General features: G+C 73.0%; 22 protein-coding genes. 10 read left to right on the top strand and 12 right to left on the bottom strand.

The genetic code is table 11. The features are described 5' to 3' along the window. Positions 1 to 31: 31 nt before the first annotated feature. The 3 genes from QWJ41_RS09445 to QWJ41_RS09435 form a co-directional block, all read right to left on the bottom strand. Positions 32 to 1,612 carry a sulfatase family protein gene (locus QWJ41_RS09445; protein ID WP_302707608.1) on the bottom strand — a complete coding sequence of 527 codons (1,581 nt, stop codon included), beginning with the start codon at positions 1,610 to 1,612 and terminating at the stop codon, positions 32 to 34. 91 nt (positions 1,613 to 1,703) lie between these two features. Next, the gene (locus QWJ41_RS09440) at positions 1,704 to 3,011 is read right to left on the bottom strand and encodes an HNH endonuclease (RefSeq protein ID WP_302707607.1); all 1,308 of its coding nucleotides are present in this window, start codon (positions 3,009 to 3,011) and stop codon (positions 1,704 to 1,706) included. Between the two features lie 68 nt (positions 3,012 to 3,079). After that, positions 3,080 to 4,630, bottom strand: coding sequence for a hypothetical protein (locus QWJ41_RS09435; protein ID WP_302707605.1), 1,551 nt, complete (start codon positions 4,628 to 4,630; stop codon positions 3,080 to 3,082). 365 nt (positions 4,631 to 4,995) lie between these two features. Here QWJ41_RS09435 and QWJ41_RS09430 point away from each other — a divergent pair, with 365 nt between their 5' ends. Both QWJ41_RS09430 and QWJ41_RS09425 read left to right on the top strand, forming a co-directional pair. Next, positions 4,996 to 8,226 (top strand): hypothetical protein, encoded by a 3,231-nt coding sequence (locus QWJ41_RS09430; protein WP_302707603.1) that lies wholly within the window; start codon positions 4,996 to 4,998, stop codon positions 8,224 to 8,226. Between the two features lie 335 nt (positions 8,227 to 8,561). Then, positions 8,562 to 9,068: a hypothetical protein gene (locus tag QWJ41_RS09425; protein WP_302707601.1), complete on the top strand. Its 507-nt coding sequence runs from the start codon at positions 8,562 to 8,564 to the stop codon at positions 9,066 to 9,068. On the opposite strand, the gene QWJ41_RS09420 is transcribed toward QWJ41_RS09425, so the two are convergent. Both QWJ41_RS09420 and QWJ41_RS09415 read right to left on the bottom strand, forming a co-directional pair. After that, a complete protein-coding gene (locus QWJ41_RS09420; RefSeq protein WP_302707599.1) occupies positions 9,049 to 9,984 on the bottom strand; it encodes a hypothetical protein in 936 nt (311 codons plus the stop codon). The two genes, QWJ41_RS09425 and QWJ41_RS09420, sit on opposite strands and share 20 nt — an antisense overlap. Next, positions 9,981 to 10,934: a DMT family transporter gene (locus tag QWJ41_RS09415; protein ID WP_302707597.1), complete on the bottom strand. Its 954-nt coding sequence runs from the start codon at positions 10,932 to 10,934 to the stop codon at positions 9,981 to 9,983. The genes QWJ41_RS09420 and QWJ41_RS09415 overlap by 4 nt, the downstream gene beginning before the upstream one ends. A 362-nt stretch (positions 10,935 to 11,296) precedes the next feature. On the opposite strand from QWJ41_RS09415, the gene QWJ41_RS09410 reads away from it, so the two are divergent. The 5 genes from QWJ41_RS09410 to QWJ41_RS09390 are packed head-to-tail and all read left to right on the top strand — an operon-like array spanning position 11,297 to position 16,198. Next, on the top strand, positions 11,297 to 12,013 hold the full coding sequence (locus tag QWJ41_RS09410) for an NUDIX domain-containing protein (RefSeq protein WP_302707595.1): 717 nt from the start codon (positions 11,297 to 11,299) through the stop codon (positions 12,011 to 12,013). A gap of 10 nt (positions 12,014 to 12,023) precedes the next feature. After that, positions 12,024 to 12,950 (top strand): N-acetyl-1-D-myo-inositol-2-amino-2-deoxy-alpha-D-glucopyranoside deacetylase, encoded by a 927-nt coding sequence (gene mshB, locus QWJ41_RS09405; RefSeq protein WP_302707593.1) that lies wholly within the window; start codon positions 12,024 to 12,026, stop codon positions 12,948 to 12,950. 35 nt (positions 12,951 to 12,985) lie between these two features. Next, the gene (locus QWJ41_RS09400) at positions 12,986 to 13,318 is read left to right on the top strand and encodes a hypothetical protein (RefSeq protein WP_302707591.1); all 333 of its coding nucleotides are present in this window, start codon (positions 12,986 to 12,988) and stop codon (positions 13,316 to 13,318) included. A gap of 24 nt (positions 13,319 to 13,342) precedes the next feature. Then, positions 13,343 to 15,121 (top strand): VanW family protein, encoded by a 1,779-nt coding sequence (locus QWJ41_RS09395; protein WP_302707590.1) that lies wholly within the window; start codon positions 13,343 to 13,345, stop codon positions 15,119 to 15,121. A 39-nt stretch (positions 15,122 to 15,160) separates the two neighbouring features. Continuing rightward, positions 15,161 to 16,198 (top strand): DUF389 domain-containing protein, encoded by a 1,038-nt coding sequence (locus QWJ41_RS09390; RefSeq protein WP_302707588.1) that lies wholly within the window; start codon positions 15,161 to 15,163, stop codon positions 16,196 to 16,198. 7 nt (positions 16,199 to 16,205) lie between these two features. On the opposite strand, the gene QWJ41_RS09385 is transcribed toward QWJ41_RS09390, so the two are convergent. Further along, complete coding sequence (locus tag QWJ41_RS09385) at positions 16,206 to 17,198, bottom strand: GNAT family N-acetyltransferase (protein WP_302707587.1); 993 nt, start codon at positions 17,196 to 17,198, stop codon at positions 16,206 to 16,208. Between the two features lie 87 nt (positions 17,199 to 17,285). Between QWJ41_RS09385 and fdxA the strand changes: the two genes are divergently transcribed. Together fdxA and dapC are read left to right on the top strand one after the other, a co-directional pair. Continuing rightward, on the top strand, positions 17,286 to 17,612 hold the full coding sequence (fdxA, locus tag QWJ41_RS09380) for a ferredoxin (RefSeq protein WP_302707778.1): 327 nt from the start codon (positions 17,286 to 17,288) through the stop codon (positions 17,610 to 17,612). After that, positions 17,609 to 18,757, top strand: coding sequence for a succinyldiaminopimelate transaminase (gene dapC, locus QWJ41_RS09375; RefSeq protein ID WP_302707776.1), 1,149 nt, complete (start codon positions 17,609 to 17,611; stop codon positions 18,755 to 18,757). The genes fdxA and dapC overlap by 4 nt, the downstream gene beginning before the upstream one ends. 165 nt (positions 18,758 to 18,922) lie before the next feature. Here dapC and QWJ41_RS09370 read toward each other — a convergent pair whose 3' ends face one another. Further along, on the bottom strand, positions 18,923 to 19,309 hold the full coding sequence (locus tag QWJ41_RS09370; protein WP_302707585.1) for a cupin domain-containing protein: 387 nt from the start codon (positions 19,307 to 19,309) through the stop codon (positions 18,923 to 18,925). Positions 19,310 to 19,366: 57 nt separating this feature from the next. After that, on the bottom strand, positions 19,367 to 19,561 hold the full coding sequence (locus QWJ41_RS09365) for a hypothetical protein (RefSeq protein WP_302707583.1): 195 nt from the start codon (positions 19,559 to 19,561) through the stop codon (positions 19,367 to 19,369). Positions 19,562 to 19,826: 265 nt separating this feature from the next. Between QWJ41_RS09365 and QWJ41_RS09360 the strand changes: the two genes are divergently transcribed. After that, a complete protein-coding gene (locus tag QWJ41_RS09360; RefSeq protein WP_302707582.1) occupies positions 19,827 to 21,422 on the top strand; it encodes an ATP-binding protein in 1,596 nt (531 codons plus the stop codon). 18 nt (positions 21,423 to 21,440) lie between these two features. Here QWJ41_RS09360 and QWJ41_RS09355 read toward each other — a convergent pair whose 3' ends face one another. From QWJ41_RS09355 to QWJ41_RS09340, 4 genes are all read right to left on the bottom strand, one after another. Continuing rightward, entirely contained in the window at positions 21,441 to 24,011 is a 2,571-nt protein-coding gene (locus QWJ41_RS09355; protein WP_302707580.1) for an ABC transporter permease, read from the bottom strand. 3 nt (positions 24,012 to 24,014) lie between these two features. Then, the gene (locus tag QWJ41_RS09350) at positions 24,015 to 24,806 is read right to left on the bottom strand and encodes an ABC transporter ATP-binding protein (RefSeq protein WP_302707579.1); all 792 of its coding nucleotides are present in this window, start codon (positions 24,804 to 24,806) and stop codon (positions 24,015 to 24,017) included. Between the two features lie 66 nt (positions 24,807 to 24,872). Continuing rightward, positions 24,873 to 25,670: a methyltransferase domain-containing protein gene (locus tag QWJ41_RS09345; protein WP_302707577.1), complete on the bottom strand. Its 798-nt coding sequence runs from the start codon at positions 25,668 to 25,670 to the stop codon at positions 24,873 to 24,875. A gap of 70 nt (positions 25,671 to 25,740) precedes the next feature. Beyond that, positions 25,741 to 26,709, bottom strand: coding sequence for a VldE C-terminal domain-containing protein (locus QWJ41_RS09340; RefSeq protein ID WP_302707575.1), 969 nt, complete (start codon positions 26,707 to 26,709; stop codon positions 25,741 to 25,743). Between the last annotated feature and the right edge of the window lie 46 nt (positions 26,710 to 26,755).

The following is a 26,755-nucleotide window of genomic DNA, read 5'->3' as shown; positions in this document are numbered from 1 at the left end:
GTACGTCACCGGCGGGGGAGTCCTTCAGCCGTCAGGGCGAGGGCTCCGGCCCGAAGTCCTGCTGCTCGCACTGCGCCACTCCGGCGCAGTCGCCCAGCCGCTCGAGGCGTCGGCGCAGCTCGCGCCGCACCCCGGCGTACGCCGCCCGCCCGGCGACGTTGCGCAGCTCGCCGCGGTCGCGGCGACGGTCGTAGACCTCCTCGAAGCCGTCCCACCAGCGGGTGTAGGTGTAGCGGCCGGTGCGCACCCCGCGCCACGCCCACCCGTAGGCGGCCAGCGCCTCGGGGTCGCTGGTGCCGGCCTGGATCAGCGAGGTGCCGTTGACCCGCGCGCCCTTGCTCCACACGGGGCGCAGGCTGACGCCGTCGGTGTGCCCGGCGGCGCGCACCTTCTCCAGAACGCCGGCGTGGTCGAGGAAGGTGGGGGCGAGGTCGACGAGGCTGGCGGTGGCGCGGCTGGTGGTGCCGGGGGTGATGCCCGGCCCGCGGGCCAGCATCGGCACCTGCAGTGCCTCGTCGTAGGGCAGGTCCTTGCCGAAGACGCGGTGCTCGCCGAGCAGGAAGCCGTTGTCGCTGACGAAGACCACCAGCGTGTCGTCGAGCTCGCCGCTGCGGCGCAGCGCGCGGATGGTGGCGGCGTTGGCCTGGTCGATGGCCTGCAGCGAGCGGGCCCGGTCGCGTACCTGGCGGGTCAGCTTGCGCATCGACACCTTCGCGCGGCCCCGCAGCGCGGCCGGCTTGTCACTGACGTCGTCCTCGTTGAACGAGGCCTTGGTGCGGGTGGCGACCTTGAGGTCGCCGAACATGTCGGCGTGCCTGCGGGCCGGCACCGGTGAGCGCCAGCCGTCGACGTACGCCGCGTGCGGACCGACGTGGGAGGCCCACAGGAAGAACGGCTCGGGCTCGGCGGCCCAGCGCTTGATCAGCCGCTCCGACTCGTCGCGCACGATGTCGGCGACGTACTTGCGTCCGTAGCCGCGGGGCTCGCCGTCGTTGTAGAAGGTGGTGCCGTAGTAGGAGTAGGTGCGCTCGCCGGTGGGGGAGAAGAAGTCCCAGCCGCGCGGGCGCGGGTCGTCGAAGGTGTACTCGTTGAGGTTCTTGCCGACGAACCCGGTGCGGTAGCCGGCGCGGCGCAGCCAGGGCCCGAGGTTCTCCTTCTCGTTGCCGGCCACGAACGCCGACCAACCGCCGTAGGGCCCGTCGTTGTGGCGCACCCCGTTGTTGTGCGCGTACTCGCCGGTGAGGATCTCCGCGCGCGCCGGGCAGCACAGCGGGTGCGGGTTGATGGCGTCGGTGATGTCGATGCCCGCCTCGCCGATGAGGCGTCGGGTGCGCGGCATGAACCGCAGCTCCGCGTCGCTTTGGTCGTCCGTGGTGATGAGCACGATGTTGGGGCGAGGCTGGCGCTGCGTCGGCTCGGGCGCCTGGGTCGGCTCCTGGGTCGGCTCCGCCGGGGTCGGTTGCCGGCGCGGCTCCCGCTCCTGCTCGTACGCCGCCCGCTCACCGCGGCCGGGCCGCTTGGGCCTCTCGCCGTCGTCGGTGCGGGCGGGCCAGGTGGCGATGATCAGCGCCAGCACGATCGCGGTCGTCACGACCAGGACGCTGCTGCTCACGCGCACCCGCGTCGGCAGTGTCGAGAACCCCATGCCTCCTAGACGGTGCAGACGGGCGGTCGGTTGCCCTGACGGCCGAACTTTCTCGTTCTCAAGCAGCGGAGTAGTCGTCGAGCACTAGCTGCAGGCGCGCACGGAGGAGGTCGACCTGCGGTCGAACCGGTGTCGGTGGGTCGCCGGGTGGCAGGGCCGGGGCGCGGGAGCGGACCTGGTGGCCGGTGGGGGTGATCGTGGTGACGACGCCATCGTGGGCGGTGGCGGCGAAGCCGGGCGCCTCCTTGGCCTCGTTGCAGGCCTCGCACAGCCCCTGCCCGTTGCCGCCGCTGGTGGGGCCGCCCGCGCGGTCGGGGACTACGTGGTCGCGGTGCCGGATCGGTGCGTCGCACCACGGGGTGCGGCACGACTGGTCGCGCAGGTCGATGAACAACCCCAGCGCGGCCGGGAAGGTGCGGGAGCGGGCGTCCATCGCGACCAGGGCGCCGGCGCTGGTGGTGTAGAGCCGCCGCAGCGTCGCGTGCGCCTCAGCCAGCGCGGTGGCGACCAGGTCGCGGGCCACGCCGGCGGGAACCGGGCCGTAGCCGGCGATCCAGCCCGGTGCGTGGCCGCCGTCGAGCAGCGTCGCGTCGGAGACGGTCAGGTTGACCGCCACCGGCACCGGGCCAGGAACTGGCGCCGGCTCGGCGTGCTGTGAGCTGGTGAGGGAGGTGACGAGGGCGTCGGCCATCACCTGGCCGCGGCTGCGCTCGTCGCCCGCGGCGCGGGCCTGGTCAGCGGTCCGGGACAGGGCGGCATAGACCGAGACCCCTTGGGCGACCGGGAGCAGCGCGGTCAGCCAGGTCATCGTGTCGGGCGCGGGGCGCAGCGAGACGTGCCGCTCACCCTCGGCCTTTCGCGAACGCTTCAGGGCGGCGTGCGGGTCGAGCTCGTAGGCACGAGCCCGCGCCGCGGCGACCAGCCGTCGGTCACCCCAGCCCTCGGTGGTGGCGGGGTCGGCCATCAGCTCGGCATCGACCCGGCGGCGGTCCTCGAGCGACAGGCAGGCGGTCTCGCGGGCCACCAACGTGGCACGCCACTCGGTGCACCAGCCCGCGCGCATCGCTGCCAGCGTGTGCGGCATCTCGGCCACTAGGATCTTCGCCAGGCCGAGGTGGCGGGCACCCCGGTTCGGCGACTCGCGCCGGGCGAGCGCGACCTGAGAGGCCACCCCGGCGCCCAGCTTCTCCGCGCGGACACCGGCTGCGGCGTGGCGGCGGCGTACGACCTCGTCTAGACGGGCGGTCAGCTCGACCTGCAACGCCTCGAGGCGGCACTTCTCCTCCTCGGCCGCCCGCAGCGCCTCGATCAGCTCGACCTCGGAGAGGTCGGCCGGGTCGAGACCGGGTGCAGGAGCGAGAGCCATGCCCACACTTTACTCGAACACGAGTTCGACGGCTAGGGGTAAGTGGCTGCTGTGGAGAGCGTTCCGGCTCAGTCGCCGTCGACGATGCTGGGGCCCACCTTGAGCCACCAGTTGGCGGCAGCGCGCTGGTTGGCGGGGAGCGAGTCCATCATCCCCAGTCCGCTGGGGGCGCCCATCCCGAGCGCGAGGAGGCCCGCCGAGCAGACCCCTCGGTGCGAGGTGAGCAGGGTCGCGTCGACCACCTTGGCCGTCTCGGCGTCGTCGAGGGGGGCGCCGCTGTTGCCCAGCGCGGTGAGGGCCCGTCGCTGCATCCAGGGGTGTCGGCCGTTGTCGGCGAGCCGCACGATCTCGTTGCGCCGGCTGCCCACGCCGAGCTGCCAGATGGTCTCCCAGGCGCGGGCGCCGACGAACTCGCTGTCGGCCGAGGCCAGGGTCAAGCAGGCATCGGCAACGGCGGAGCCGTAGGGGCTGACCCGCAGCAGGTTGACCGCCATCGAGCGGCGGGCGCCGTGCACGTGGAAGAGCGCCTCGCCCACCAGGCGCTGCAGCAGCAGGTCGGGCTCGGCGGCGTACATCTTCGGGGTCGCGGACTGGGCCTTGGTGGCGATGTCGCGGCTCATCGTGCGACTGGTCTCGGGCACGAGCAGGCAACGCGTCTCACGGGCCTGGGTCACCCGGTTGCGCAACTGGGCGTCGCGCAGGGTCATCAGCACCCGTTGGTAGGACGACCCGGGCAGGTGGGTGGTCAGGTCGAGGATGTCGATGCCGCTGTGGCCCTGCGGGGTGACGAGCTCACGGATCGCCCGCTGCTCCAGCAGCGCCAGCGCTGCTCCCTGGAAGTGCCCGCGGGCGACCTTGGCCGCGGCCACCTGCACCGCGCCCTGGCTCAGTGCGCGGTTGTCGGAGTCGAGCAGGCGCAGCACGAGCTTGCTGGCGCCGTCGTTGCGCACGTGCTGCAGCAGCGACAGCATCGGGTTGACGACCTGTACGTGGGGGTCGACCAACCAGGCGCCGAGGGCCTGGACGACGTGGCGCTGGGCGACGGGGTGCGAAACCAGCGTGATGGCGGCGTCGTAGCGTCGCAGCCGGTCGCCGCCGGTGGTGCGGGCCAGCTCGTTGATCAGCCGCGAGCAGACGGTGGCCCACGTCTCCGCGGGCAGCAGCACCATCTCGAAGCGGGTCAGCTCGACGGCCAGGCGCAGCCAGTCGGCACCGGTCATTGGCGCCGCGCTGTCGCCGGCCTGGCTCAGCAGAGAGGAGATCAGCTCGTCGGCCGGGGTGTCGTCCTGCGAGAACTGCACCGTCTCCGGCGCGGGCGTGCGCGGGTCGGATATGCGCAGCACGCCGCGCTGGGCGGAGAGCAGCACGCCCTGCGGCAGTCCGATGGCGCGCTCGTAGCCGAGCACCACCTTGGCCGGCACCGTGTGCGCGCCGGACTCCCAGCGACTCACCCGGCTCGGGTCGGCGTTGACGTCGTGTTCGCGCAGTCGCTCGACGAAGGAGCTGCGGCTAGCCACGGCAGGGTCGGTCGAGCAGGAGCGACTGGTGGCCAGCAGCCACGAGGTGCGGGCGTTGGCGTTGATCGAGGGGGAGCGCATCGTGCTGGGGTCGTCGGGCATCTGGACGGGTCTGCCGCGGCGCTTGGTCGGCGCAGTGGTCGCGGCGTCGATGGGCGCCTTGTGGCGGGTCGGACGGGCCGATCCTCGCAAAACAGCTCTCCTGGTCATGTCGTCAGCAGTGACGCGGCCCCGATGCCGCGGCCCCATATACCCACAACTAGTGATGCCCGTCTCAGTTATTGCAAAGAACCTTCCTCGCTGCAAGAAACCCACATCACGGTTCTTTACCTTCCTAGAGTCGCGATCGTCTGGCTGGGCGCACTGTGCGTCTGCCGGGCTCACAGCGGCCTTCGGGATCGCTGTGGCATGACCTCGGGCTCGGTCGAGGTCTGTCCTCAACACATATCCGGAAGGATCACATCTTCATGAACAGCAGCGGCATTAAGCGGGGGCTGGCCGGCTCGGCCATCACCGCCCTGGCGATCTCGGGTCTCCCGTTCCTCGCCACCTCGGCCAACGCCGACTCCCTCGCAGCTCAGGAGGGTTCCGCCACCGGCGTCACCCTGCAGAGCCCCGAGTTCGTCGCCTCCGTCGAGAACGACGGCTCCGAGAGCACCGTGCACCTGGTCGCCACCGGCGGCTCGGACGTGCAGCAGGTGCGCTTCGAGTTCCAGAACGCAGCGGGCACTTGGGTGCCGATCGCTACCGTCTCGCGCAATGCGGGCGCGTTCTCCACCGAGTGGGCCCCGCCCCCGGCGACCTACAACAGCAACGTCCCGGTGCGCGCCGTGGCCCTCGGCTCGGTCGGCACCGAGATCGGCACCCCGGACGCCAACAACGTCGACGTTGACGCTGACGCTGACGCGATCGACATCGCTTACACCCCGGGCGCCGAGGTCGGCGTCTTCAAGCAGGAGTACGGCACGGAGGGCCAGGAGGCCCTGCTCGGTGCTGTCTCCGGCACCACCTCGGACCTGGCTGCCGACCCGACGCTGACCTTCGAGTCGAACACGGGCGCGCCCACCACGTCTGAGGACGTCGCGGGCAAGGTGGAGACGGGTGACACCAGCCGCACCTACTCGGCTCCTGTTGACTTCACCGGCTACGTCTTCGACACCACGGCTCCCGTCGTGAACGAGGCGCTCATCCTGGCGCAGGCCGAGGGTGAGGACGCAGAGCCGGTCAACATCTACAAGCAGAGCATCTCGGGCGTCACCGTGACCGCCGAGAACTCGAACGTCCAGGGCACCACGCCGACCGACATTGCCGTCAAGGTGACCGACTCGAAGGGCAACCCCATCGTGGGTGCCCAGGTCGTCGCTGAGGACGCCGTCACCGGCGCCAACAGCGGCACCGCCGTGGAGTACACCAACTCGCAGGGCGAGGCGGTCTTCGAGGGTGCCACTGGGTCGGCTAACGGCACGACGTACGACTTCTACGTCAACACCACCGACAACGACCCCTACGAGAACGGCGTCGACTTCCGTCGTTCGGTGACCGTGGGCAACTACACGCCGGCTCCCACCACGATTTCCACGTCGTCCAAGGACGGCAAGGCCTTCGACGTCGACGAGAACGCCACCGGTGACCTGCGTGTGCGGGTGCTGGACCAGAACGGGAACCCGGTCAACAACCAGACCGTGTCGTACTCGCTGTCCGTGGACCTGTTCCCGCCGGCAACCGGCCCGGCTCCGACGAACCCCCCGGCCACGACCGGCAACGTCACCACCGGCCCCGAGGGCTACGCCAACATTCCGTTCACCGACAAGGGTGATGGCGAGTACACCCTCTCCGCCTACGTCAACCTGGACGGCACGCCCGGTCAGGGCGCTGGCGACCTCTCGGCTCAGGACTTCGTCTTCAAGGCCGGCGACGCCGACCTCGAGTTCGATGACGTCATGGACAACGCCGCGGGCACGACGGCCACCTACGACGCCACGCTTGCGCTTTCCGACGGCACTCCGCTGGCCGGGCGCAAGGTGCGCTTCACCTACGCTGCGAACGGTGACGACGTGGTTGTCGCCGCGCAGGGCGCTCAGCCGAACGGCACCGAGCGGATCAGCAACACTGTGGCCGACGCGGTGACCGGCAACGACGGGTCGGCCAGCGTCGCCCTGTCTGACCCGGCCAACAACCCGACCCGGTCGGAGCTCGATGGCGAGCTCGACGCCGCCTCGGTGAACAACACCTTCGGCAACGCCGGTGCTGACGCCGACGCCGTCGAGGTCAACTTCGTCACCGACGAGGTCGACGGCACCGCTGTCGTGAAGATCGCCGAGAACACGGCCACCGGCAAGCCGGGCGAGGTCACCTCGGGCACCGTCAAGGTCACGGTCGACGACCCCGACACGACCGCCGTCGAGACCGCCCCGGCTGCCAACGTCCTCGTGACGCTCAAGGTTGACGGCGACGCCTTCTTCACCACCATGGGTGGCGAGCCGGCTGACCCGGAGGAGGGTGACCTCGAGGGTGACATCGTCGACCGGGGCCAGACCATCACGGTCGTCACCGATGGCAACGGCAACGCGACGTACTACCTCGGCGTCAAGCGCAGCGACGACTTCGACGACGACGGGGAGGCCACGGTCAACGTGACCGCTACGGTCGCTGGGCAGTCTGACACCGAGGACTACGACTTCTCGTCCGAGAACCCGCTCAACGGCGGCGACGTCATCATCGAGCTGGCCAGCGACCGCTTCCAGGACTCCTCCGTCCTGCCGAAGCTGCCGCTCTCTGACAGCGCTGCGTACGACGTGCAGGTGACCGACCAGTTCGGCAACCCGGTCGACAACGCCGACGTCGACATTGACATCGACGGTGTCGGTGACGCCTCCTCCACCTCGATCCGCACCGACTTCAACGACAACGTCGAGTTCGTAGTGAACTCGAACGTTGCCGGCGACTCGATGCCCGTGGGCACCTGGGACGCTCCGGTGAACGAGTACAACGCCGCCGGCGTGGTCATTCCGGACTCCGAGGACATCGAGGGCGAGGGCCCCGAGGTCGAGTTCTACGCTGTCGACTTCGCGAACAGCACCTTCACGCTGGCGCAGCAGGGACCCGAGACCGTCCCGGTGGGCACCACCGTCATCATGGATTACACGGCGGTGGACCAGAACGGGGAGCCGATCGAGTTCTCGGTCGACTTCTTCCGCACCGGTCCGGACGACTTCCAGGACGGTGACCCGAACAACCCGACCCCCGTCGCCACCGGCGAGGACGGGATGGCGACTTACGTCTTCTCGGGTGCCGCCGAGGGCACTGCCACCGTGACCGCCATCGGCTACGTCGGTGCCACGGTCATCCCCGCCTCGCAGGCCACCGACACGGTGACCTTCGGTAAGGAGAAGGACGAGAAGGCGATCGTCGAGGCGATCATCTCCGCCGACAGCAACGGCCCGAAGAAGGACGTCGTCCGCTTCCAGGTCGACGACGAGGCCGAGGGCGCCACGGTCAAGCTGTTCAAGATCCGTGGCAAGAAGTCGAAGGGCAACAAGCGTCTGGTCCAGGTCCGCGAGGACATCGTTCCCGAGGGCGGCACCCTGACCTTCAAGGTCGCGGACCGCAACGGGAACCAGAAGACTCGCTTCATCGCGAAGGTGTCCGAGACGGACATCTCGCAGAAGGCGAAGTCGAACACCCAGAAGCCGCGCTGATCCAGCGCCACCAAGTGAGGAGCTCCGGGGCGGCCCAGCCGCCCCGGAGCGACTCTCCCCGGGGGAGCCGAACGCGCCCCCACTCCTGTGCACAGTCAACTGAGCGCGATCGTTGAGCACAGCTCACTGAGCCGGAGACACAGACGCGGTCCGGGCCATTCTCTGTTGCCGCTGCTTGAGAATGGTCCGGACCGCCCTGTCACCATAGACATCAGGGTCTTCCGGCTGCATCACCGGGGCCGCACACATCGTGTGCGGCCCCGGTGGGCATTTCGGGGGCGCGATGCAGGCACCCCGCTTTACTTTGTGCCTGGGGCGGATGTTTGACTCGGGTCATGCGTCTGACCCACCCCGCCACCGCCCTGGCCGCCCTGGCCACCACCGCCCTCGTCCTCACCGGCTGCAGCGGCGACGACGACAGTTCCGCAGAGCCCGAGGCGACCTCCTCGCCCTCCGCCGGTTTCGACGAGGAGACCGGCGTGACGAACGACGGCAGCGGCGACCAGCAGCGCGACTGCAAGGTCACGGTCGACCTGACCGGTGCCGCCGAGACCTCGTTCAAGGGCAAGGGCGAGTCCGTGCAGCCCGCCAACGGCGAGCCGGCCGCCTACTACCTCTACAGCGGCAAGAAGGGCTCCATCCAGGTCTTCGCCGGGGCCGGCGACATCCCCACCAGCGCGGTCGTGACCGTCGACGGGGTCGCCTACACCACGCCGCCCGACGACCCGACCGGCGTCGAGGCCGCCGAGGACGGCACCGAGGTCAACATCGACGCGGCCGCCAACCCCACCGAGGGTGGGTCGGTCGACATCGTCGCCTCGTTCACCTGCGGGAAGGGCTGAGCCGCACGATCCAACGCCGACGCGGGTGCTCGGTGACCGTCCACAGGTCGCCGGCCGCGTCGACGTACAGGTCCTCGGGACCCATCGGCATCGCCCAGCGGCGGCGTACGAGGGCGTCGGGGGAGCCGGTCCACAGCGAGCCCGGCCCCCACGGGCCGTGCGAGGTCGTCACCGACCAGCGTCCGTCACGCTCCACCGCACCCTGCATGCCCGCGGGGCCGTCGCCGGCCACGACCGGGGCGCCGCAGGGCAGGTCGGTGGCCTGGTCGACGGGGATGCGGGCCAGGCGCCGGGTGCGCCTGCCGCGGGCGTACTCACCCACGACCAGCCCCGACGAGCCTGCCGACATGAACGAGTAGCGCAGCGGCTCGACGCCCTCAGGCGCCGAGGCGCGGTGCGCGTGGCGCACCGGCAGCACCAGCTCGCCGTCGACCTCGACGACGTCGTCGAGGTGGGCGGTCCAGAAGCCCTTCGCGGTCGCCGCGACGTGCAGCCAGCGACCGGTGCGGGCCAGGCCGCCCGCGTGCACCTTCAGCGGACCCAGCGCGACGCTGCCGTCGTCGGCCAGCCGCGGCACGGCCAGGGCGAGGTGGGCGTACCAGCCGGTGCGGGTGTCGACGACCGAGAGCCGCGAGAGCCCCTGCTTGGAGTACCACGACACCAGCAGCCCCGCGTCGCCCTCACCGGCGTCGGTGATGCCCTGCGGCCACCACTGCCGGTCGCGGCGGTCGGCCGGCTCCCACGTCCACGCCTTCATGCCGAGCGCGCCCAGCGTCCAGCTGCGTCGCAGCTTGCCGGTGAGCGGCACGCCCTCGAGGCCCACCGCCCCCGGCACCCGCGGGTACGCCGCACTCCGCGCGAGCCGCAGCCCGCTCGCCTCGTCGGTCCACGACGCCTCGACCTCGGGGTGGCTCATGCGGTCGGCTCCTCGACTCGTGGGGTGGCGGCGGCGCGGCGGGCGCGCCCGGCCCGGGTCGCCACCGCGACCCCGACCACCGACAGTGCCAGCCCGACCACCTGGCGCGGGCCCAGGGTGTCGCCGAACGCGACCCAGGCCAGCACCGCGGTCACCGGCGGCATCAGGAAGAACACGCTGGCGCCCGCGCTGGCCCCGCCGCGGCGTACGAGCACGCCCAGCAGCAGCAGCCCGACCACCGAGTTGATGCCGGCGATGTAGCCGATCGCCGCCAGGCCCAGCAGCGGGTCGTCGACCCCGCTGGTGCCCTCGACCGCCAGCGCGACCACGCCCAGCGGCAGCGCCGCCACCGCGCACTGCACCGTGGCCGACCAGATCGGGTCGGCGCTGACGTGGATCCAGCGCTGGCCCAGGGTGCCCAGGCTCAACGCCAGCAGGCTGGCCACCCCCAGCACCAGCCCCACCGGGCCGCCGGCGCCGTCGACGTCGGGGCCCAGCACCACCAGCACCCCGACCACGCCCGCTGCGAAGCCGGCCACCTGCACCCGGGTCAGCCGCTCGCCGAGGAGCAGCCCCGCCAGCACCACGGTCAGCACGGGGGACAGCGAGTGAAGCAGCGCCGCGAGGGTCGCGCCCAGGCCGAGCTCGAAGGCGACGTACATCAGGCCGAACTGCACCCCGTTGAGCACCAGCCCCACCGCCCCGACCCGCACCACCTCGTCGCGGGTCATCCGCATCGGCCCGCGCAGCCACCACGCCAGCGGCGCCAGCAGCAGCGCCGCCAGCACGAAGCGCAGCGTCAGCAGCGTGAACGGCTCGACCACGGCGACACCGGCGGGCCCGGCGATGTAGCCCGAGGACCACACCAGCACGAACGCCGCCGCCGGGATCAGCGGCACGGCGCCGGGCGGGGGAGCGGAGCGAGGGGTGGTGGCGTCCCGAGAGGTCACGGGGCCAGCCTGCCCGATGGGAGGTGGGTGTGGTGGTCGCCGGGTCTCGGCGACGCTCCTCGCTGGCGCTCGTCGCTGCTCGACCAACGGCCGGTGGTTTCGAGACGGTTGCTGCGCAACCTCCTCAACCAACGGCCGCGGTTGCTGCGCAACCTCCTCAACCAACGGCGCCTGCTCGACCAACGGCCGGTGGTTTCGAGCAACCCAGCGGCCAACCCCGGGCCGCGCCATGGCGCGGGGAAGTCGACACATCGGTCACTCCAGGCCACCGGCGTCTCAGGAGTGTCGTACTTCCGTATCAGACGGTTGCTGCGCAACCTCCTCAACCAGCGGCGGCGGTGGGGGCGACTATCGTGCGGGGCGTGGGTGAGCGGCGACTGGTGGTGGGGGCGGCGATCGTGCGGGGCGCGCGGGTGCTGGCCGCGCGGCGTACGGCGCCACCCGCGGCCGCGGGCCGCTGGGAGCTGCCGGGCGGCAAGGTCGAGCCGGGCGAGCAGCCCGCCGACGCGCTGGAGCGCGAGATCGCCGAGGAGCTCGGCTGCACCATCGAGGTGAGCGCCTGGTTGAGCGGCGCCAGCGTCATCGACGACCACCTCGAGCTGCGGGTGGCGGTGGCCCGCATCGTCGACGGCGAGCCCGAGCCCCACGAGCACGACCGCCTCACCTGGGTGGGCGTCGACGGGCTCGACGGCCCCAGCGGACTGGACTGGATGGTCGCCGACCGGCCCTTCCTGCCCGAGCTGCGCCACGTGCTGCGCGCCGCCGAGACCGAGCAGCACGACGGGGTGCTGCGCGCGGTGCTCTTCGACGAGGACGACGCCGCCGAGGTGCTGCGCCGGCTGCGCGCCGACGGCTACGAGGCCCGCCTCGAGCGCGAGCGCCTGGCCGGCGAGGACGACGACGAGGACCACCCCTGGGCGGTGCTCACCGACGCCCCCCAGCTGCTGGTCGAGGTGCTCGTCGACGAGCACGACGGCTGGCTCGACGACGACACCGTCGCCAGCGCCGCGCAGCCGGTCGCGCCGCTCGAGCTGCCCACCGGCCCCCGGCGCATCAAGCGCCCTGGCGCGCACTCCTAGGATCGTGCCCATGCCCCACACCTCCTCGACCTCCGGCGACCAGCGCCTGCTCCTCGTGCACGCCCACCCCGACGACGAGTCGATCGGCCAGGGCGCCACGATGGCCAAGTACGTCGCCGAGGGCCGCGGCGTCACCCTGGTGACCTGCACCGCCGGCGAGATGGGCGAGATCCTGGTGCCCGAGCTCGAGCACCTGGCCGCCGACCGCGAGGACCGCCTCGGCGAGCACCGCCGCACCGAGCTCGACGCGGCGATGAAGGCCCTCGGCGTCACCGACCACCGCTTCCTCGGCGGCTTCGGCCGCTTCCGCGACTCCGGCATGAAGTGGCACGCCGACGGCCACGCCGTCGCCGCCGACGACATCCACGACAACGCGTTCTGGCGCGCCGACCTCACCGAGGCCGCCGACCTGCTCGTCGAGGTCATCCGCGAGGTCCGCCCCCAGGTGCTCGTCACCTACGACCAGTTCGGCGGCTACGGCCACCCCGACCACATCCAGGCGCACCGGGTCGCGATGTACGCCGCCCAGCTCGCCGCGGTGCCGTCGTACCGCAAGGAGCTCGGCGCGGCCCACGACATCGCCAAGATCTACTGGGGCGCGATGTCGGAGAGCCGGATGCGCGCCGGGCTGCGCGCGCTGCGCGACGCCGGCGACACCACCACCTTCGAGGGCATGGACCCCGACGGGCCGCTGCCGCACTTCGTCACCCCCGACGAGGACCTCGCCTGCGGCGTCGACGCGACCGACTACGTCGACACCAAGATGGCCGCGCTGGCCGCGCACGCCACCCAGATCACCACCGACGGGCCGTTCTTCGCGCTCTCCAACAACGTCGGTGCCACCGCGTGGGGCGTGGAGTTCTACCGCCTGGTCAAGGGCGAGCTCGGGCCGGTGGGGGAGGACGGTCTCGAGACCGACCTCTTCGCGGGGCTCTGAGCACGCTGCTGCCCACCCCCCGACGCGCCCTGGGGGTGCTGGGCCTGCTGGTCGCGGGGGCCGTCGTGGGACTGGCGGTGCTGCTCGTGCACGCCACCGGCTGGGGCCTGGCGCTCGGCGCGGCCGCGGTCGTCGCGGTGCTGCTGGCGCTGCCGCCCGGCTTCACCACCCGCGTCGCGTTCGCGCTGGGGCTCGCGCTGCTGCTCGTGCAGGCCGTCCAGCAGCGCCCCGAGGGCGACTTCCTGGTCGGCTCCGACCTGGCCGGCTACGGGCTGCTGACCCTCGGCCTGGTGGTGCTGGTGGGGGCGGTGGTGAGCGTGCCGCGGCGGCGCCCGGCCACCACCGCCGCCGAGGATTCAACGCTGTAGGTAGTGGCTTTTAGAGTGGCTCGCGTGAGCCGAGACCCCAAGCGACCCTCCGACGACCGCGAGTCCAGCGGCGCCAAGGCCGTGGTGCTGGTGCTCGGCGTGCTCGTGCTGCTGGCCGCCGGCGGCTACGCCGTGGCCGGTGCCGTGGCCGGCGACAAGGTGCCGCGCGGCACCACCATCGCCGGCGTCGACATCGGCGGGCGCAGCCCCGCCCGCGCCGAGCGCACGCTGGCCGCCGGCCTCGACGAGCGCCTCGCCGAGCCGCTGAGCCTCACGGTGCCCGGCGCCGGCACCCGCGAGGTCGACCCGGCCGAGCTCGGCCTGTCGGTCGACCACGCCGCGTCGGTCGCCGCGGCCGGCGGGCGCAGCTCCTGGGCCCCCGACCGGCTCTGGGACTTCTACACCGGCGGCGAGGAGCTCGACCCCGTCGTCGACGTCGACGAGTCCGCGCTCGACGAGGCCCTCGCCGGGCTCGCCGAGGAGGTCGACCAGCCCGCCGTCGACGGCCAGGTGAAGCTGACGACCAACGGGGTCAAGACGACCAAGCCCGAGACCGGCCGCGAGCTCGACCTCGACGCCTCGCGCGAGGCCGTCGTGGCGGCGTACGTCGACCAGGCCGGCGGCGAGGAGGGCGCGACCACCGAGCTCGAGCTCACCGAGGTCGAGCCCGACATCGACGCCGCCGACGTCGACCGCGCCGTCGAGGAGTTCGCCAACCCCGCCATGTCGGCGCCGGTCTCGCTCGACTTCGGCGACGCGACCGTGACCCTCGACCCGCAGCAGTACGCACCCGTGGTGCGGCTCAAGGCCGTCGACGGCGCCCTCGAGCCGGCCGTGAAGACCAAGAAGCTCGCCGGCCTCGTCGACTCCGCCACCGCCGGCGACGGCGCCCCCGTCGACGCCACCGTGGCGCTGGTCGACGGCAAGCCGCAGGTGGTGCCTGGCAAGCCCGGGCTGGCCTACGACGCCAAGGACGTCAGCGACGCGCTGCTCCAGGTCGTCGTACGCCGCGAGGGCAAGCGCACCATCGAGGTCGAGGCCCGCGTCGAGAAGCCCGACTTCACCACCAAGGAGGCCCGCGAGCTCAACATCCGCGAGCAGGTCTCGACGTTCACCACCTACTACCCCAACGCGGAGTACCGCAACGTCAACATCGGGCGTGCCGCCGAGATCATCGACGGCACCGTGCTGGCGCCGGGCGAGACCTTCTCGATGAACGACACGGTGGGGGAGCGGACCCGCGAGAACGGCTTCACCGAGGGCTTCATCATCTCCAACGGCATCCTCAAGGAGGACCTCGGCGGCGGCGTCTCGCAGATGGCCACCACCCTGTTCAATGCCGCCTTCTTCGCCGGCCTCGAGGACGTCGAGCACAAGCCGCACTCGTTCTACATCGACCGCTACCCGGTCGGGCGCGAGGCGACCGTGGCCTGGGGCGCCATCGACCTGCGGTTCAAGAACGACACGCCCCACGGCATCCTCATCGACACCAACGTCACCCCGGGCGACGCGACCGGCACCGGCGTGGTCACCGCGACCTTCTACTCCACCGAGTACTGGGACATCACGTCCAAGACCGGGGAGCGCTACGACTACACCCAGCCCACCACGCGGACGCTCTCGGGCGAGGACTGCTACGCCTACGAGGGCTCCCCGGGCTTCTCCATCAACGTGTGGCGCTACTTCCGCCGCGCGGGGGAGTCGGAGCTGGAGCGCACCGAGAAGTTCAACACCGTCTACACCCCCTCCGACGGCGTGGAGTGCAAGCCCGCCGGTGGCGGCTCCGGCGGCTCCGGCGGCTGAGCCTGACCCGGTGGGCCGGGGTGGCCCTATCGTGAGCAGATGCTGGTCCACCTGCGGCTCACCGCACCCGCCGACCTGACCGACTCCGTGCGCGAGACGCTGTGCGCCAAGGACTGGATCACCAACGTCACCCTGCAGCGCGACGCGGTGCTCGAGCCGCCCGGTGACCTGCTGGAGTGCGACGTGGCCCGCGAGAAGGCCGGGCCGCTGATCGACAAGCTGGAGCGCTGCGGGCTCAAGGAGCGCGGCTCGATCCTGGTCGTCGAGCCCAGCGGGGCGCCCTTCGACCGCGCCGAGGAGCTCGAGGCCGTGGCCGCCGGGCACCCCGACGACGCGGTGATCTGGGAGCAGGTCGCCGCCGACGCCGAGAGTGGCGCCGACCCCACCGTGTCCTACCACCTGTTCCTGGTGCTGGCCGTCGCGCTCGGCGCGGTCGCGGTGCTCACCGACTCCGCGGTGCTGGTGGTCGGCGCGATGGTGGTGGGCCCCGACTTCGCGGTGGTCGCCTCGGCCAGCGCCGGCATCGTGCTGGGCCGCTGGCAGCTCGTACGCCGCAGCCTGCAGCTGCTGGTGCTCTCCTTCGTGCTGGCCATCGCGGTGGTCGGCCTGCTCTGCGTGCTGGGCCGGCTCACCGGGATGATCGACCTGGCCGACGTGACCGGGCCACGCCCCAACACCGGATTCATCTGGCGACCCGACCAGTGGTCGCTGGTGGTGGCACTGATCGCGGGCGCGGTGGGCGTGCTGGCGCTGTCGATCCAGAAGACCTCCACCATGGTCGGCGTCTTCATCAGCGTCACCACCGTGCCCGCCGCCGGCAACCTGGCCCTGGGCCTGGCCTTCCTCGAGGTCGCCGAGATCCAGGGCTCGCTGGCCCAGCTCGGCATCAACCTCGCCGGGATGCTGGTGGCCGGCACCCTGGTGCTCGCCTTCCAGCGGGCCTGGTGGATCCCCGTCACGGCCGGCGCCGAGCGGGTCTTCCGCGCCCTGTCCTACGGCAACGACGACGGCCGCTCCGGGGAGTCCGGCCCGGGGCACAGTCGGGAGGAGGGTGTCGGCGTACGGGACGGGGACTGAGGGGCCCTCAGCGCTCGTCGCCGGGCACCAGGTAGCGCCCCACGTGGTGCACCGCCAGCCCCAGGTCGTCGTAGAGGGCGCGGGCGGCGGGGTTGTCGGTCTCGACGTGCAGCCACACCGTCATCGCGCCGCGCTCGGCGCCCCACTCGAGCAGTGCGTCGAGGACCTCGCCGGCCAGCCCCTGGCGGCGGTGCGCGAGGTGGGTGCGCAGGCCGTTGAGGCCCAGCCAGTCGTCGTGCACCGCGCCGCGGCCCTCGGCCAGCGGCTCGGCGGGGCCGGGCACCACCACGTGCACCCGCTCGTCGCGGTCGCCCTCGAGCGCCACCACGCCCAGGCCCCGCCCGCCGCCGCGCCGGCGGCGGCGTACGGAGACCAGCGAGCCGAGGCGGAACTCGAACTCGCCGCTCGGGTGGGCGACCCAGCCGCGCTCGCGGAAGGCCGCCTCGACGTCGCTGTCGGCCTCGACGGCCACCATCGGCTCGCGGCCGCGCTCGGCGTAGAAGTCGAGCACCGCGCGCTCGGCCTCGTCGAGGTCGCAGCCCGGGTCGCCCATCGCCAGCGCGGAGTTGGCGCGCTTGTAGAGGCGCCCGATCGGGGCCGGGTCGCTGCGCAGCACCCACTCGCCGAGGTCGCGGCGCTCCACGTCGGGGAAGAGCACGAAGGAGTGCGCCTCGGCCTGGCGGGCCGAGACCCGCTGGCGCACCGAGGCCCGCGGCGGCACCGGCTTGCCGGCCACGATGTCGGCGATCGCGATCGTCACCGGCTCGCCGTCGGCGGGCTGCACCACGCAGACGCCCTCGCCCCACGCCAGGCAGGTGCCGAGCACGTCGGTCAGCGCCGGGCCGCCGCTCGGACCGGTCTCGACGACCCCGGGCGCACCCTCGCTGCGTACGACGCTGCGCACCACCACCCGGGTGCCCACCACGTGCGGGCCGAGGTGCGGGGCCCCGGGGGGCGGTGACGCCGCTCCCGAAGGGTGGGCTTCCGACGACTCAGGCACGACGGGATACTAGGCTGGAGGTCGGTGTCCACCGGACGCCACCACCACGTTCGAACCCCCGCTGACCCCGCCTCCGAGGAGGAACCGGTGACCTACGTCATCTCCCAGCCGTGCGTCGACCTCAAGGACCGCGCCTGCGTCGACGAGTGCCCCGTCGACTGCATCTACGAGGGCAAGCGGATGCTCTACATCCACCCCGACGAGTGCGTCGACTGCGGCGCCTGCGAGCCGGTCTGCCCGGTCGAGGCGATCTTCTACGAGGACGACACCCCGGAGGAGTGGAAGGGCTACTACGACGCCAACGTGCAGTTCTTCGACGACCTCGGCTCGCCGGGCGGTGCGGCCAAGATGGGTGAGATCGACAAGGACCACCCGATGATCGCCGCCCTCCCGCCGCAGAACCAGGACTCCTGAACCAGCGTCGCCGGGCAGGCGGGCCGGTCTCGGCCCGCCTGCCCGACTTCCCCTGGGACAAGCTGACGGGGTACGCCGCCACCGCGCGCGCCCACCCCGACGGGCTGGTCGACCTGTCCGTCGGCACCCCCGTCGACCCCACCCCCGAGGTGGCGCAGGCGGCCCTGGCCGCGGCCACCGACTCGCCGGGCTACCCGGTCACCATCGGCCTCGAGCGCACCCGCCAGGCCTGCCTCGACTGGCTCGAGCGGCGCCACGGCGTCAGCGGCGTGCCCGGGCTCGGGCTCGACGCGGTGATCCCCTCGATCGGCTCCAAGGAGCTGGTCGCGACCCTGCCGATGCACCTGGGCGTGGGCGCCGGCGACGTGGTCGCCTACCCCGAGCTGGCCTACCCGACGTACGAGGTCGGGGCGGCGCTGTGCGGCGCGACGGGCGTGGCCACCGACTCGCTGACGTCCTTCGGGCCCGAGGCGCCGGCGCTGCTGTGGCTGAACTCGCCCTCGAACCCGACCGGGCGGGTGCTGCCCCCGGCGCACCTGCGCAAGGTCGTCGAGTGGTGCCGCGAGCGCGGCACCGTGCTGGTCTCCGACGAGTGCTACATCGAGTGCTCCTGGGAGGGCGAGCGGCCGGTCTCGGTGCTGCACCCCGACATCAACGGCGGCTCGCTCGACGGCATCCTCGCGGTGCACTCGCTCTCGAAGCGATCCAACCTCGCCGGCTACCGCTGCTCCTTCGTGGCCGGCGACCCGGCCCTGGTCGGCGAGCTGCTCGCGGTGCGCAAGAACCTCGGACTGATCATGCCCGGGCCGATGCAGCACGCGATGGTCGCGGCCCTCGACGACGACGCGCACGCCGACGAGCAGCACGCCCGCTACGCCGCGCGGCGCGCGTCCCTGCGCGCGGCGCTGGAGGGCGCGGGCTTCCGCGTCGACCACTCCGAGTCGTCGCTCTACCTGTGGTCGACCCGCGTGGTCGACGGCGTCGAGCAGGACTGCTGGGAGACCGTGGCGTGGCTCGCCGAGCGCGGCATCCTCGCCGCCCCCGGCGTCTTCTACGGCCGCGCCGGCGCCCGCCACGTGCGGGTCGCCTTCACCGCCACCGACGAGCGGGTCGCGGCGGCCGTGGCGCGGCTGGCGGCCGGCTGAAGGTTCATCGGGGACCCGATGGAACTCGCGCCGCCTGGCTGAACCTTCGTGGGGGTGACGAGAGTTTTGTCGGCCGGCCGACAAAACTCCCGCCGGGCCGATGAAGCTTCATCGGCCACCCACCAGGTCCGTCGGCCGGCCGATGAAACTCCCGGCGGCCGCGGCTCAGACCGCCGCCCCCATCACCCCCAGCATGTGGTCGAGCACGACCGTGTGGGCGTGGGAGGGGCTGAAGAGGATGACCTCGGCGTCCTCCTCGACCCTCACGCTGTGCCCGGAGCGCCAGCTGAAGAGGTCGCCGCGGGCGCAGCGCTCCTGCTCGCCGTCGGTGTAGCTGACGACCAGCGCGCCGGAGATGACGTAGCCGATGTGGGTGGACTGGCAGGCGTCTCCGGGCAGCCCCACGAGCAGCGGGGCGATGTCGGTGCCCGCGGCGAGGGTGAACCACTCGGCGGCCAGGGGCCCCTCGGCCAGGCCGAAGTCGGGCAGCTGGCGCGCGGTGGCGCCGGGGACGTCGATCTTGACGGGGAGGTCGTGCTGGTTGACGTGCATGGCGATCACCTGTCGTCGAGTTGAGGAGCTGACACTCGTACGGCGTGACAATCGGTGTCACACTGCGACATGGCGCTCGACCGGGCTCGTGCGGCTCTCGACACCGGTGCATGGGCCGAGGCCCTGGCCGAGGTCGCGGGCCCGGCCGACGAGGGCGGGGTCGACCAGGCGGGTGCCCTGGAGGTGGAGGCCGAGGCCCACTACGGGGCCGGCGACCTCGAGCGCTGCATCGCCGCCTGGGAGCACCTGCACGCTTTGCACGTGCAGCGCGGCGAGACCGAGCGGGCCGGCCGCGCCGCGGCGATGACGGCGTTGCACCTGCTCGTCGACTCGGGCCTGATGGCCACCGTGCGCGGCTGGTGCCGGCGAGCCGAGGCGCTGCTGGAGGCCACGCCGGAGTCGCCGGTGTGGGCGGTGGTGGCGATGGTGGCCGGCTACGAACGGTTCTTCAGCGGCGACATGGCCGGCGCCGAGGAGCAGGCCGGCCGGCCACGTCGCGCTGGGCCGGGAGCGCGACGTGGCCGCGGCGGTCGTCGTCGGACGCACCACGCTGGCCCGGCTACGGATCCTCGACGGCGCGGTCGAGGAGGGTCTCGAGCAGCTCGACGAGGTGGCCCTCGAGCTCACGTCCGAGCAGGTCGACCCGCTCACCGCCGGGATCATGCTCTGCGAGCTGGTCTGCGCGGCTCAAGGGGTCGGGCGCCACGACCGGGCCCGGGAGTGGACCGAGGTGATGGACCGCTGGCGCCCGGGCCGCGCCATCGGCGGCATCAACGGCCGCTGCCGGGTGCACCGCGCCGAGATGCTGCGCTGGTCGGGCCCCGGCGACCTCGCCGAGGCCGAGGCGATGGCCGCCTGCGAGGAGCTCAGGCCGTGGATGCGTCGTGAGTTCGGCTGGCCGCTGGTCGAGCTCGGCACCATCCGGCTGCGCCGCGGCGACCTGGCCGGCGCCGAGGACGCGCTGCTCGAGGCCCACGAGCACGCCTGGTGCCCGCAGCCCGCTCTCGCCCTGCTGCGCCTCGCGCAGGGGCGCGGCGAGGAGGCGCTGGCGCTGGTGCAGGAGGCCGTCGCGCACCCGCTGCCGATGCCCTCCAAGGAGCTCCCGCCCTTCGTCGAGCTGCGGGTGGCGCCGCTGCTGGACGCGCAGGCCGAGATCGCCGCCGCCCTCGGGCGAGCGCTCCCCGCGGCCGAGGCCGCCGACCGGCTCGAGGAGATCGCCGAGCGATGGGCCGGACCGGTTCTCGTGGCCGCCGCGGCCCTGGCCCGGGCCCGCGCCGAGCTGGTGGCCGGGCGTCCCGCGGTCGACCCGGCCGCGGCCGCGGTGGCCGCCTGGGCCGACGCCGAGGCGCCCTACGAGACCGCCGGGGCACGAGAGGTGCTCGCCGCGGCGCTCGACGCGGCCGGTCGCCCCGAGGCGGCCCGGCTCGAGCGGGACGCCGCGCTGGCGGCGTACGAGGCGTTCGGTGCGGCCCTCGACGTACGCCGCCTGCGCGGGTACGACGCCGAGGAGGCCGGGGGAGCGGCGGGTGCGCCCGCGGTGGCCGTCCTCGAGCGGCTGGGCACCAGCTGGCGGGTGGCGCTGGGCGGGGTGGAGCGGGTGCTGCCCGACCTCAAGGGGCTGCGCTACCTCGAGCGGCTGCTGGCCAGCCCTGGCCGGGAGCTGCACGCGCTCGACCTGGTCGCCGCCGAGAGCGCCCCCGAAGCACCCGACGGGGCGACGCGGGTCGACAGCAGCGGGCTGCTGGTGCTCGACGAGGTGGCCAAGGCGGCCTACCGCCGACGCCTCGTCGAGGTCGAGGAGGACCTGGACGAGGCGGTGCTGACCAACGACCTGGCCCGCGAGGAGGTGGCCCGGCGCGACCGCGACTACCTGGTCGACGAGCTGGCCCGGGCGGTCGGGCTGGGCGGTCGCGACCGGCGTACCGGCGGCTCGGCGGAGCGGGCCCGCACCAGCGTGACGCGCTCGCTGCGCTACGCCCTGGCCCGCCTGGCCACCGAGCACCCCGACCTCGGCGCCCACCTCTCGCGGCGCCTGCGCACCGGCACCTACTGCTGCTACGAGCCCGACCCGCTGAGCCCGGTGACCTGGCGGCTGGGGGCGGGTGCCCGCTGAGCCCGCTCAGCCCCCTGGCTACTCGGTCGCGATCGCCTCCAGCACGTTCATCCGCGAGGCGCGGATCGCCGGGAGGATCGAGGCGACCACGCCGAAGAGCACCGAGACCGCCAGGAAGACCACCAGGCTGGTCCAGGGCAGCGCCAGCTCGGAGAGGTCCTCGCGCAGCGAGCGCTGCAGCAGCACCCCGATCACCAGGCCCAGCGCCAGCCCCAGCACCGCGCCCATCAGCGAGATGGTCACCGACTCCAGGGTCACCATTCGCCGCAGCCGGGGGCGCGAGAGGCCCACGGCGCGCAGCAGCCCGATCTCGCGGGTGCGCTCGAGGACGCTGAGGCTCAGGGTGTTGACGATGCCGATCACCGCGATCACCACCGACAGCGCCAGCAGCCCGTAGACGATGTAGAGCAGCTGGTTGATCTGCGCGGTGATGGAGTCGGCGAACTCCTCCTTGTCCTGCACCGCCACGATCGGCAGGTCGGCGACGATCTCGTCGAGCTCGTCCTGCACCGCCTGCACCCGCTCCGACGACGAGCCGGGCTCGGTGTTGACGCTCAGCGTCGTGTCGACGCGGCGCACGCCAGCCTCCTCGAGCACGTCGAAGCCGACGTTGACCGGCCCGGCGACGGGGGTGTCGTCGATGATGCCGGCGACCTCGACCTCGACCGGGTCGGCGCCGGGGAAGCCGAGCTCGAGCGTCGAGCCGACCTCGAGGTCGCGCTCGGTCGCGGTGTCGGCGCTGACCACCGCCTGACCCGCCCCCGGCTGGGCCGCGCCCTCGGTGACTGTGAGGTCGTAGACGTCGCCGAACGCGTCGTCGGAGGCCACGATGTATGTCGGCTCCTCGTCGTCACCCACCGTGGCCAGCACGCCCTGCTGGCGCGCCAGCACCGCCACCCCGTCGACCTGCGCCATCTGGTCGCCGATCGCGACCGGGAAGCTGCCGAAGACCGGCGACTGCACCAGGAAGTCGGCCTCGAACTGGTCGTCGACGAGCTTGTCGGTCGAGGCCGCCATCGACGCGGCCAGCACCCCGACCGCCGAGACCAGGGTCAGCCCGATCATCAGCGCCGACGCGGTCGCGCCGGTGCGGCGCGGGTTGCGCAGCGCGTTGTCGCCGGCCAGGCGCCCGGTGGTGCCGAAGACGGCGCTGAAGACCCGCCGCGCGCCGAGCAGCACCGGGCGGCCCAGCACCGGGCTGATCGCGGCGGCGGTCAGCACCCACACCACCGCGCCCGCCCCGATCCACAGCGCGTCGTTGCCCGGGGCGCCGACCACGCCGGCGCCGGCCGCGCCCGCACCGAGCACGAGGAGGACCACCCCGACGGCGGTGCGCCGACCCAGGCCCTGCTCGGGGGTGGCGGTGTCCTCGCGCATCGCCGCGACCGGCGCCACCCGCGAGGCGCGCCGCGCCGGCAGGTACGCCGACAGCAGCGTCACGCCCAGCCCCACGACGTACGCCGCCGCGACCGTCGCCGGGGTCAGGGTCAGCACCGCGCCGTTGATCTCGAGGCCGAAGCTGCCGAAGAGCACGGCCAGGCCGCGGGCCAGGCCCAGGCCCAGCACCAGGCCCAGCGTGGAGCCGACCAGGGCGGTGAGCCCCGCCTCGAGCAGCACCGAGCGGCGTACCTGCACCCGGCTGGCGCCCAGGGCGCGCAGCAGCGCCAGCTCGCGCACCCGCTGGGCGACCAGGATCGAGAAGGTGTTGGCGATGATGAAGCCGCCGACGATGACCGCGATCACCGCGAAGGTGCCCAGGAAGATGTCGATGAAGCCGAGGAACTCCCCGACCGCAGACTGCGACTCCTCGGCCACCTCGTCGCCGGTGACCGCCTCGTAGCCCGCGGGCAGCGCCGCGCCCGCCGCCTCGACCAGCTCGGCCTGGGTGACCCCGTCGGCGGCGGTCAGCGTCACCGAGGTGAACACGTCGGCACCGCCCAGGAACATCGCCTGCGCCCCGTCGGTGGAGAAGATCACCAGGGTGCTGCCGGCGGTGCCGGCGCCGCCGTTGAAGCCGGCCAGGCCGACCAGCTCGAGCTCGCGGGTGATCGGGCCGGAGCCGTCGATGCCCGGCGGGATGACGGTGACCCGGTCGCCCAGCTCGTAGCCGGCGTTGTCGGCGGCCGCGGTGTCGAGGGCGACCTCGTCGTCGGCCTCGGGCCAGCGCCCGCCGTCGAGCTCGAGGATCGGCTCGCCGGCCATGTTGGGGCTGGCCGCGTAGTTGAAGGCCAGGGTGGGTGCGCCGCCGGTGCCCACGAGCTTGTCGTCGGGGTCGAGGACGTAGAGGCCCAGGCCGTCGACGCTGCCGTCGGCGCGCGCCACCTCGGGCAGCGCCTCGAGGGCCGCCACCTCGTCGGGGGAGACGGTGGCCGTCGAGCCGGCGCCCACCGCCTCGAACGACGCGGTGCCCGCGGGGCGCACCAGCGCGTCAGAGGTCGAGCCCTCGATGATGCCGGTGAACGTCGTGGACAGGCCGCTGCTGAAGGTCAGCACCCCGCCCAGGAAGCCGATGCCCAGCACGATCGCCAGGGTGCTCATCGCCAGCCGCGCCTTGCGCGCCAGCAGGCTGCGCCACGTCAGTCGGAACACCGCTCAGCCCGCCTGCGGCGGCACGGCCGGGGTCTGCAGCCGGCCCATCCGCTCCAGCACCGACTCGCGGTCGGGCTCGCGCAGCTCGTCGACGATGCGGCCGTCGGCCAGGAACAGGATCCGGTCGGTGTACGACGCCGCCACCGGGTCGTGGGTGACCATCACGACCGTCTGCGCGAGCTCGTCGACGCTGCGGCGCAGGAAGCCCAGCACCTCCGCGGAGCTGGTGGAGTCGAGGTTGCCGGTCGGCTCGTCGGCGAAGACGATCGCGGGCCGGCTGACCAGCGCCCGGGCGCAGGCCACCCGCTGCTGCTGGCCACCCGACATCTCGCTGGGCCGGTGGCCCAGCCGGGGGCGCAGCCCCACCGCGTCGACGACCTCGTCGAACCACTCCTGGTCGGGCTTGCGCCCGGCCAGGTCGAGCGGCAGCAGGATGTTCTCGCGGGCGGTGAGGGTCGGGATCAGGTTGAAGGCCTGGAAGACGAAGCCGACCTTCTCGCGCCGCAGCGTGGTGAGGTCCTTGTCCTTGAGCCCGCCCAGCGCCGTGCCGTCGACGACCACCTCGCCGCTGGTGGGGGTGTCGAGGGCCGCCAGGCAGTGCATCAGGGTCGACTTGCCCGAGCCCGAGGGGCCCATGATCGCGGTGAACTCACCGCGCTGCAGGTCGACGTCGACCCCGTCGAGGGCGCGCACCTGCGCCTGGTCGGCGCCGTACACCTTGGTCAGCGCGCGGGCGCTGGCGGCGGGCTCGGTGCGCGGGGCGGTGCGGGGCTCGGGAGTGCTGGTCTCGGGCATGCTCCGAGTCTGGCAGCGCGGCGCCGGGGTGCGCATCGGGAATACCCCTGATGGTGTCCCCGGGGTTCACGCCCGGACCACGACGAGGTGGGCGGGGGCGTCGAAGACCATCCGGCCGTCGGACGCGACGTACGCAGCGAGGAGCTCCTCCGCCTCGACCAGGAGGTCCTCGACGAGGTCGTCGTCGAGGTGGACGCCCAGCACCGGCAGCCAGCCCCGCAGGTCGGCCTCGGCCATCGAGCGGACGCCGGGGAAGACGGCCGGGCGGCGCTCGCTGGTGATCGAGACCGGGGCGGCGCCGGCGGCCTCGAACAGGCCCTGCAGCCGGGCGACGTCACCCAGGACGAACGGCGCCCGGAGGGCGTCGGCCGCCGCGGTGCCGGCGCGCCGCTGCAGCAGGTCGACCCAGGCGGGGTAGACCGGTGAGCGCTCGAGGTCGTCCCACACGGCGACCACGACCAGGCCGCCGGGGCGCGTGCAGCGCACCATCTCGCGCACCGCCGCCACGGGGTCGGGGAAGAACATCATCCCGAACTGGCTGACCACGGCGTCGCAGCAGTCGTCCTCGAGAGGCTGCTGGCCGGCCTCGGCCCGCACCCAGCGGACGCCGGGCTCGATGCTCGCCGCGACGGCGAGCATGCCGGGGTCGACGTCGGAACCGGTCACCGCGCCCTGCGGGCCGACCCGGTCGTAGGCCGCCCGGGCCAGGACCCCGGTGCCGCACGCGACGTCGAGCACGCTCTCGCCCGGGCCGACCGCCGCTGCGTCGAGCACCGGGTCGGCCCACACCCGGAACAGGGCGTCGACGTGCAGCCGTTCGTAGGCCCAGGCCGCCTGCGTCGCGGGGTCGCGCTGCTCGGGCATCGGGCCTCCCGGCGTACGGGTTCGGGACCACCAGTTTACGCCCGCAGCACCGGTGCGCCAGGCGTCGCGGCTAGGCGAAGACGTCGACGTGCACGTGGTCGCGGTGCTCGAGGATCGCCGCGGTCGCCTCGGACACGTCGGAGGTGTCGACCTCGTAGTCGCGCCAGCCCTGGCCCGAGCGGCGGGCGGTCCAGATCTGGCCGTCGAAGATGACGGTGGCCACCGAGAGCCGCTCGGCCTGGGTGACCAGGTAGTGCGCGATCGCCCAGCCGCGCACCTTGTTGGCCTCCGAGACCGGGCGCACGAAGATGTCGACGGCGCGGCCCTCGTAGTGCGCCGAGCCCTCCTGGTGGCCCGAGCTGACCCCGCCGGGGGCGTAGCCGCCCAGCGACAGGTCGCCGAAGACCGAGGTGACGTCCTTGCGCAGCTGGTCGGCGCGGAAGGTCAGCCCGACCTCGCGCAGCTCGGCGTTGACCTCGTCGGCGCCCCCCGGCACCTCGCAGGTCAGAGACGCCTGCGAGTTGCCGGTCAGCGCGGAGGCGAGCACGCGCGCGTCGGCCTCGTGGTCGGCGTAGGCGTCGGGGAAGCCCGAGCGCTGCACCGCCTGGGCGGCCTCGGTGACCTCCATCTCGCGGTAGCCGTCGACCTCGACCAGGGCGTCGTAGAAGGCGTTGGTGGCGTAGACGGGGTCCTGCAGCTGCTGCTCGGTGCCCCAGCCCTGCGAGGGCCGCTGCTGGAAGATGCCCAGCGAGTCGCGGTCGCCGGAGTCGAGGTTGATGATCTTCGACTCCTGGTAGGCGGTGGCCAGCGCGATCGAGACCGCGCGCGCGGGCAGGCCGCGGCGTACGCCGATCGCGGCGATCAGCCCGGCGTTCTCGGCCTGCTGTGCGGTCAGCTCGACGTCGAGCCCGTCGACGCTGGCGGTGCAGGTGCGGCTGGTGAAGACCATGCCGGCCCGGTCGAGGACGACCCACACGCCGAGCGCGACCACCCCGGCCAGGGCCAGGGTGATCGCGACGGCGGGGACGAGCTTCCTCATGGGGACATCGTCCGGGACGACCCCAAGAGGAGCCTGAGCCGGGTGG

Source organism: Nocardioides cremeus (assembly GCF_030518195.1).
Lineage (GTDB): Bacteria > Actinomycetota > Actinomycetes > Propionibacteriales > Nocardioidaceae > Nocardioides > Nocardioides cremeus.
Note: the sequence above shows the minus strand (reverse complement) of the source record. Positions and strands in the feature narration are given on the sequence as shown.

Bases quoted from the DNA above. Each gene is read 5' to 3' on its own strand.
- QWJ41_RS09430 (WP_302707603.1), top strand. From the start codon at position 4,996: ATGAACAGCAGCGGCATTAAGCGGGGGCTGGCCGGCTCGGCCATCACC.
- mshB (WP_302707593.1), top strand. From the start codon at position 12,024: ATGCCCCACACCTCCTCGACCTCCGGCGACCAGCGCCTGCTCCTCGTG.
- QWJ41_RS09370 (WP_302707585.1), bottom strand. From the start codon at position 19,309: ATGCACGTCAACCAGCACGACCTCCCCGTCAAGATCGACGTCCCCGGC.
- QWJ41_RS09345 (WP_302707577.1), bottom strand. From the start codon at position 25,670: ATGCCCGAGCAGCGCGACCCCGCGACGCAGGCGGCCTGGGCCTACGAA.
- QWJ41_RS09440 (WP_302707607.1), bottom strand. From the start codon at position 3,011: ATGGCTCTCGCTCCTGCACCCGGTCTCGACCCGGCCGACCTCTCCGAG.
- QWJ41_RS09435 (WP_302707605.1), bottom strand. From the start codon at position 4,630: ATGCCCGACGACCCCAGCACGATGCGCTCCCCCTCGATCAACGCCAAC.
- QWJ41_RS09425 (WP_302707601.1), top strand. From the start codon at position 8,562: ATGCGTCTGACCCACCCCGCCACCGCCCTGGCCGCCCTGGCCACCACC.
- QWJ41_RS09420 (WP_302707599.1), bottom strand. From the start codon at position 9,984: ATGAGCCACCCCGAGGTCGAGGCGTCGTGGACCGACGAGGCGAGCGGG.
- QWJ41_RS09390 (WP_302707588.1), top strand. From the start codon at position 15,161: ATGCTGGTCCACCTGCGGCTCACCGCACCCGCCGACCTGACCGACTCC.
- QWJ41_RS09340 (WP_302707575.1), bottom strand. From the start codon at position 26,709: ATGAGGAAGCTCGTCCCCGCCGTCGCGATCACCCTGGCCCTGGCCGGG.
- QWJ41_RS09350 (WP_302707579.1), bottom strand. From the start codon at position 24,806: ATGCCCGAGACCAGCACTCCCGAGCCCCGCACCGCCCCGCGCACCGAG.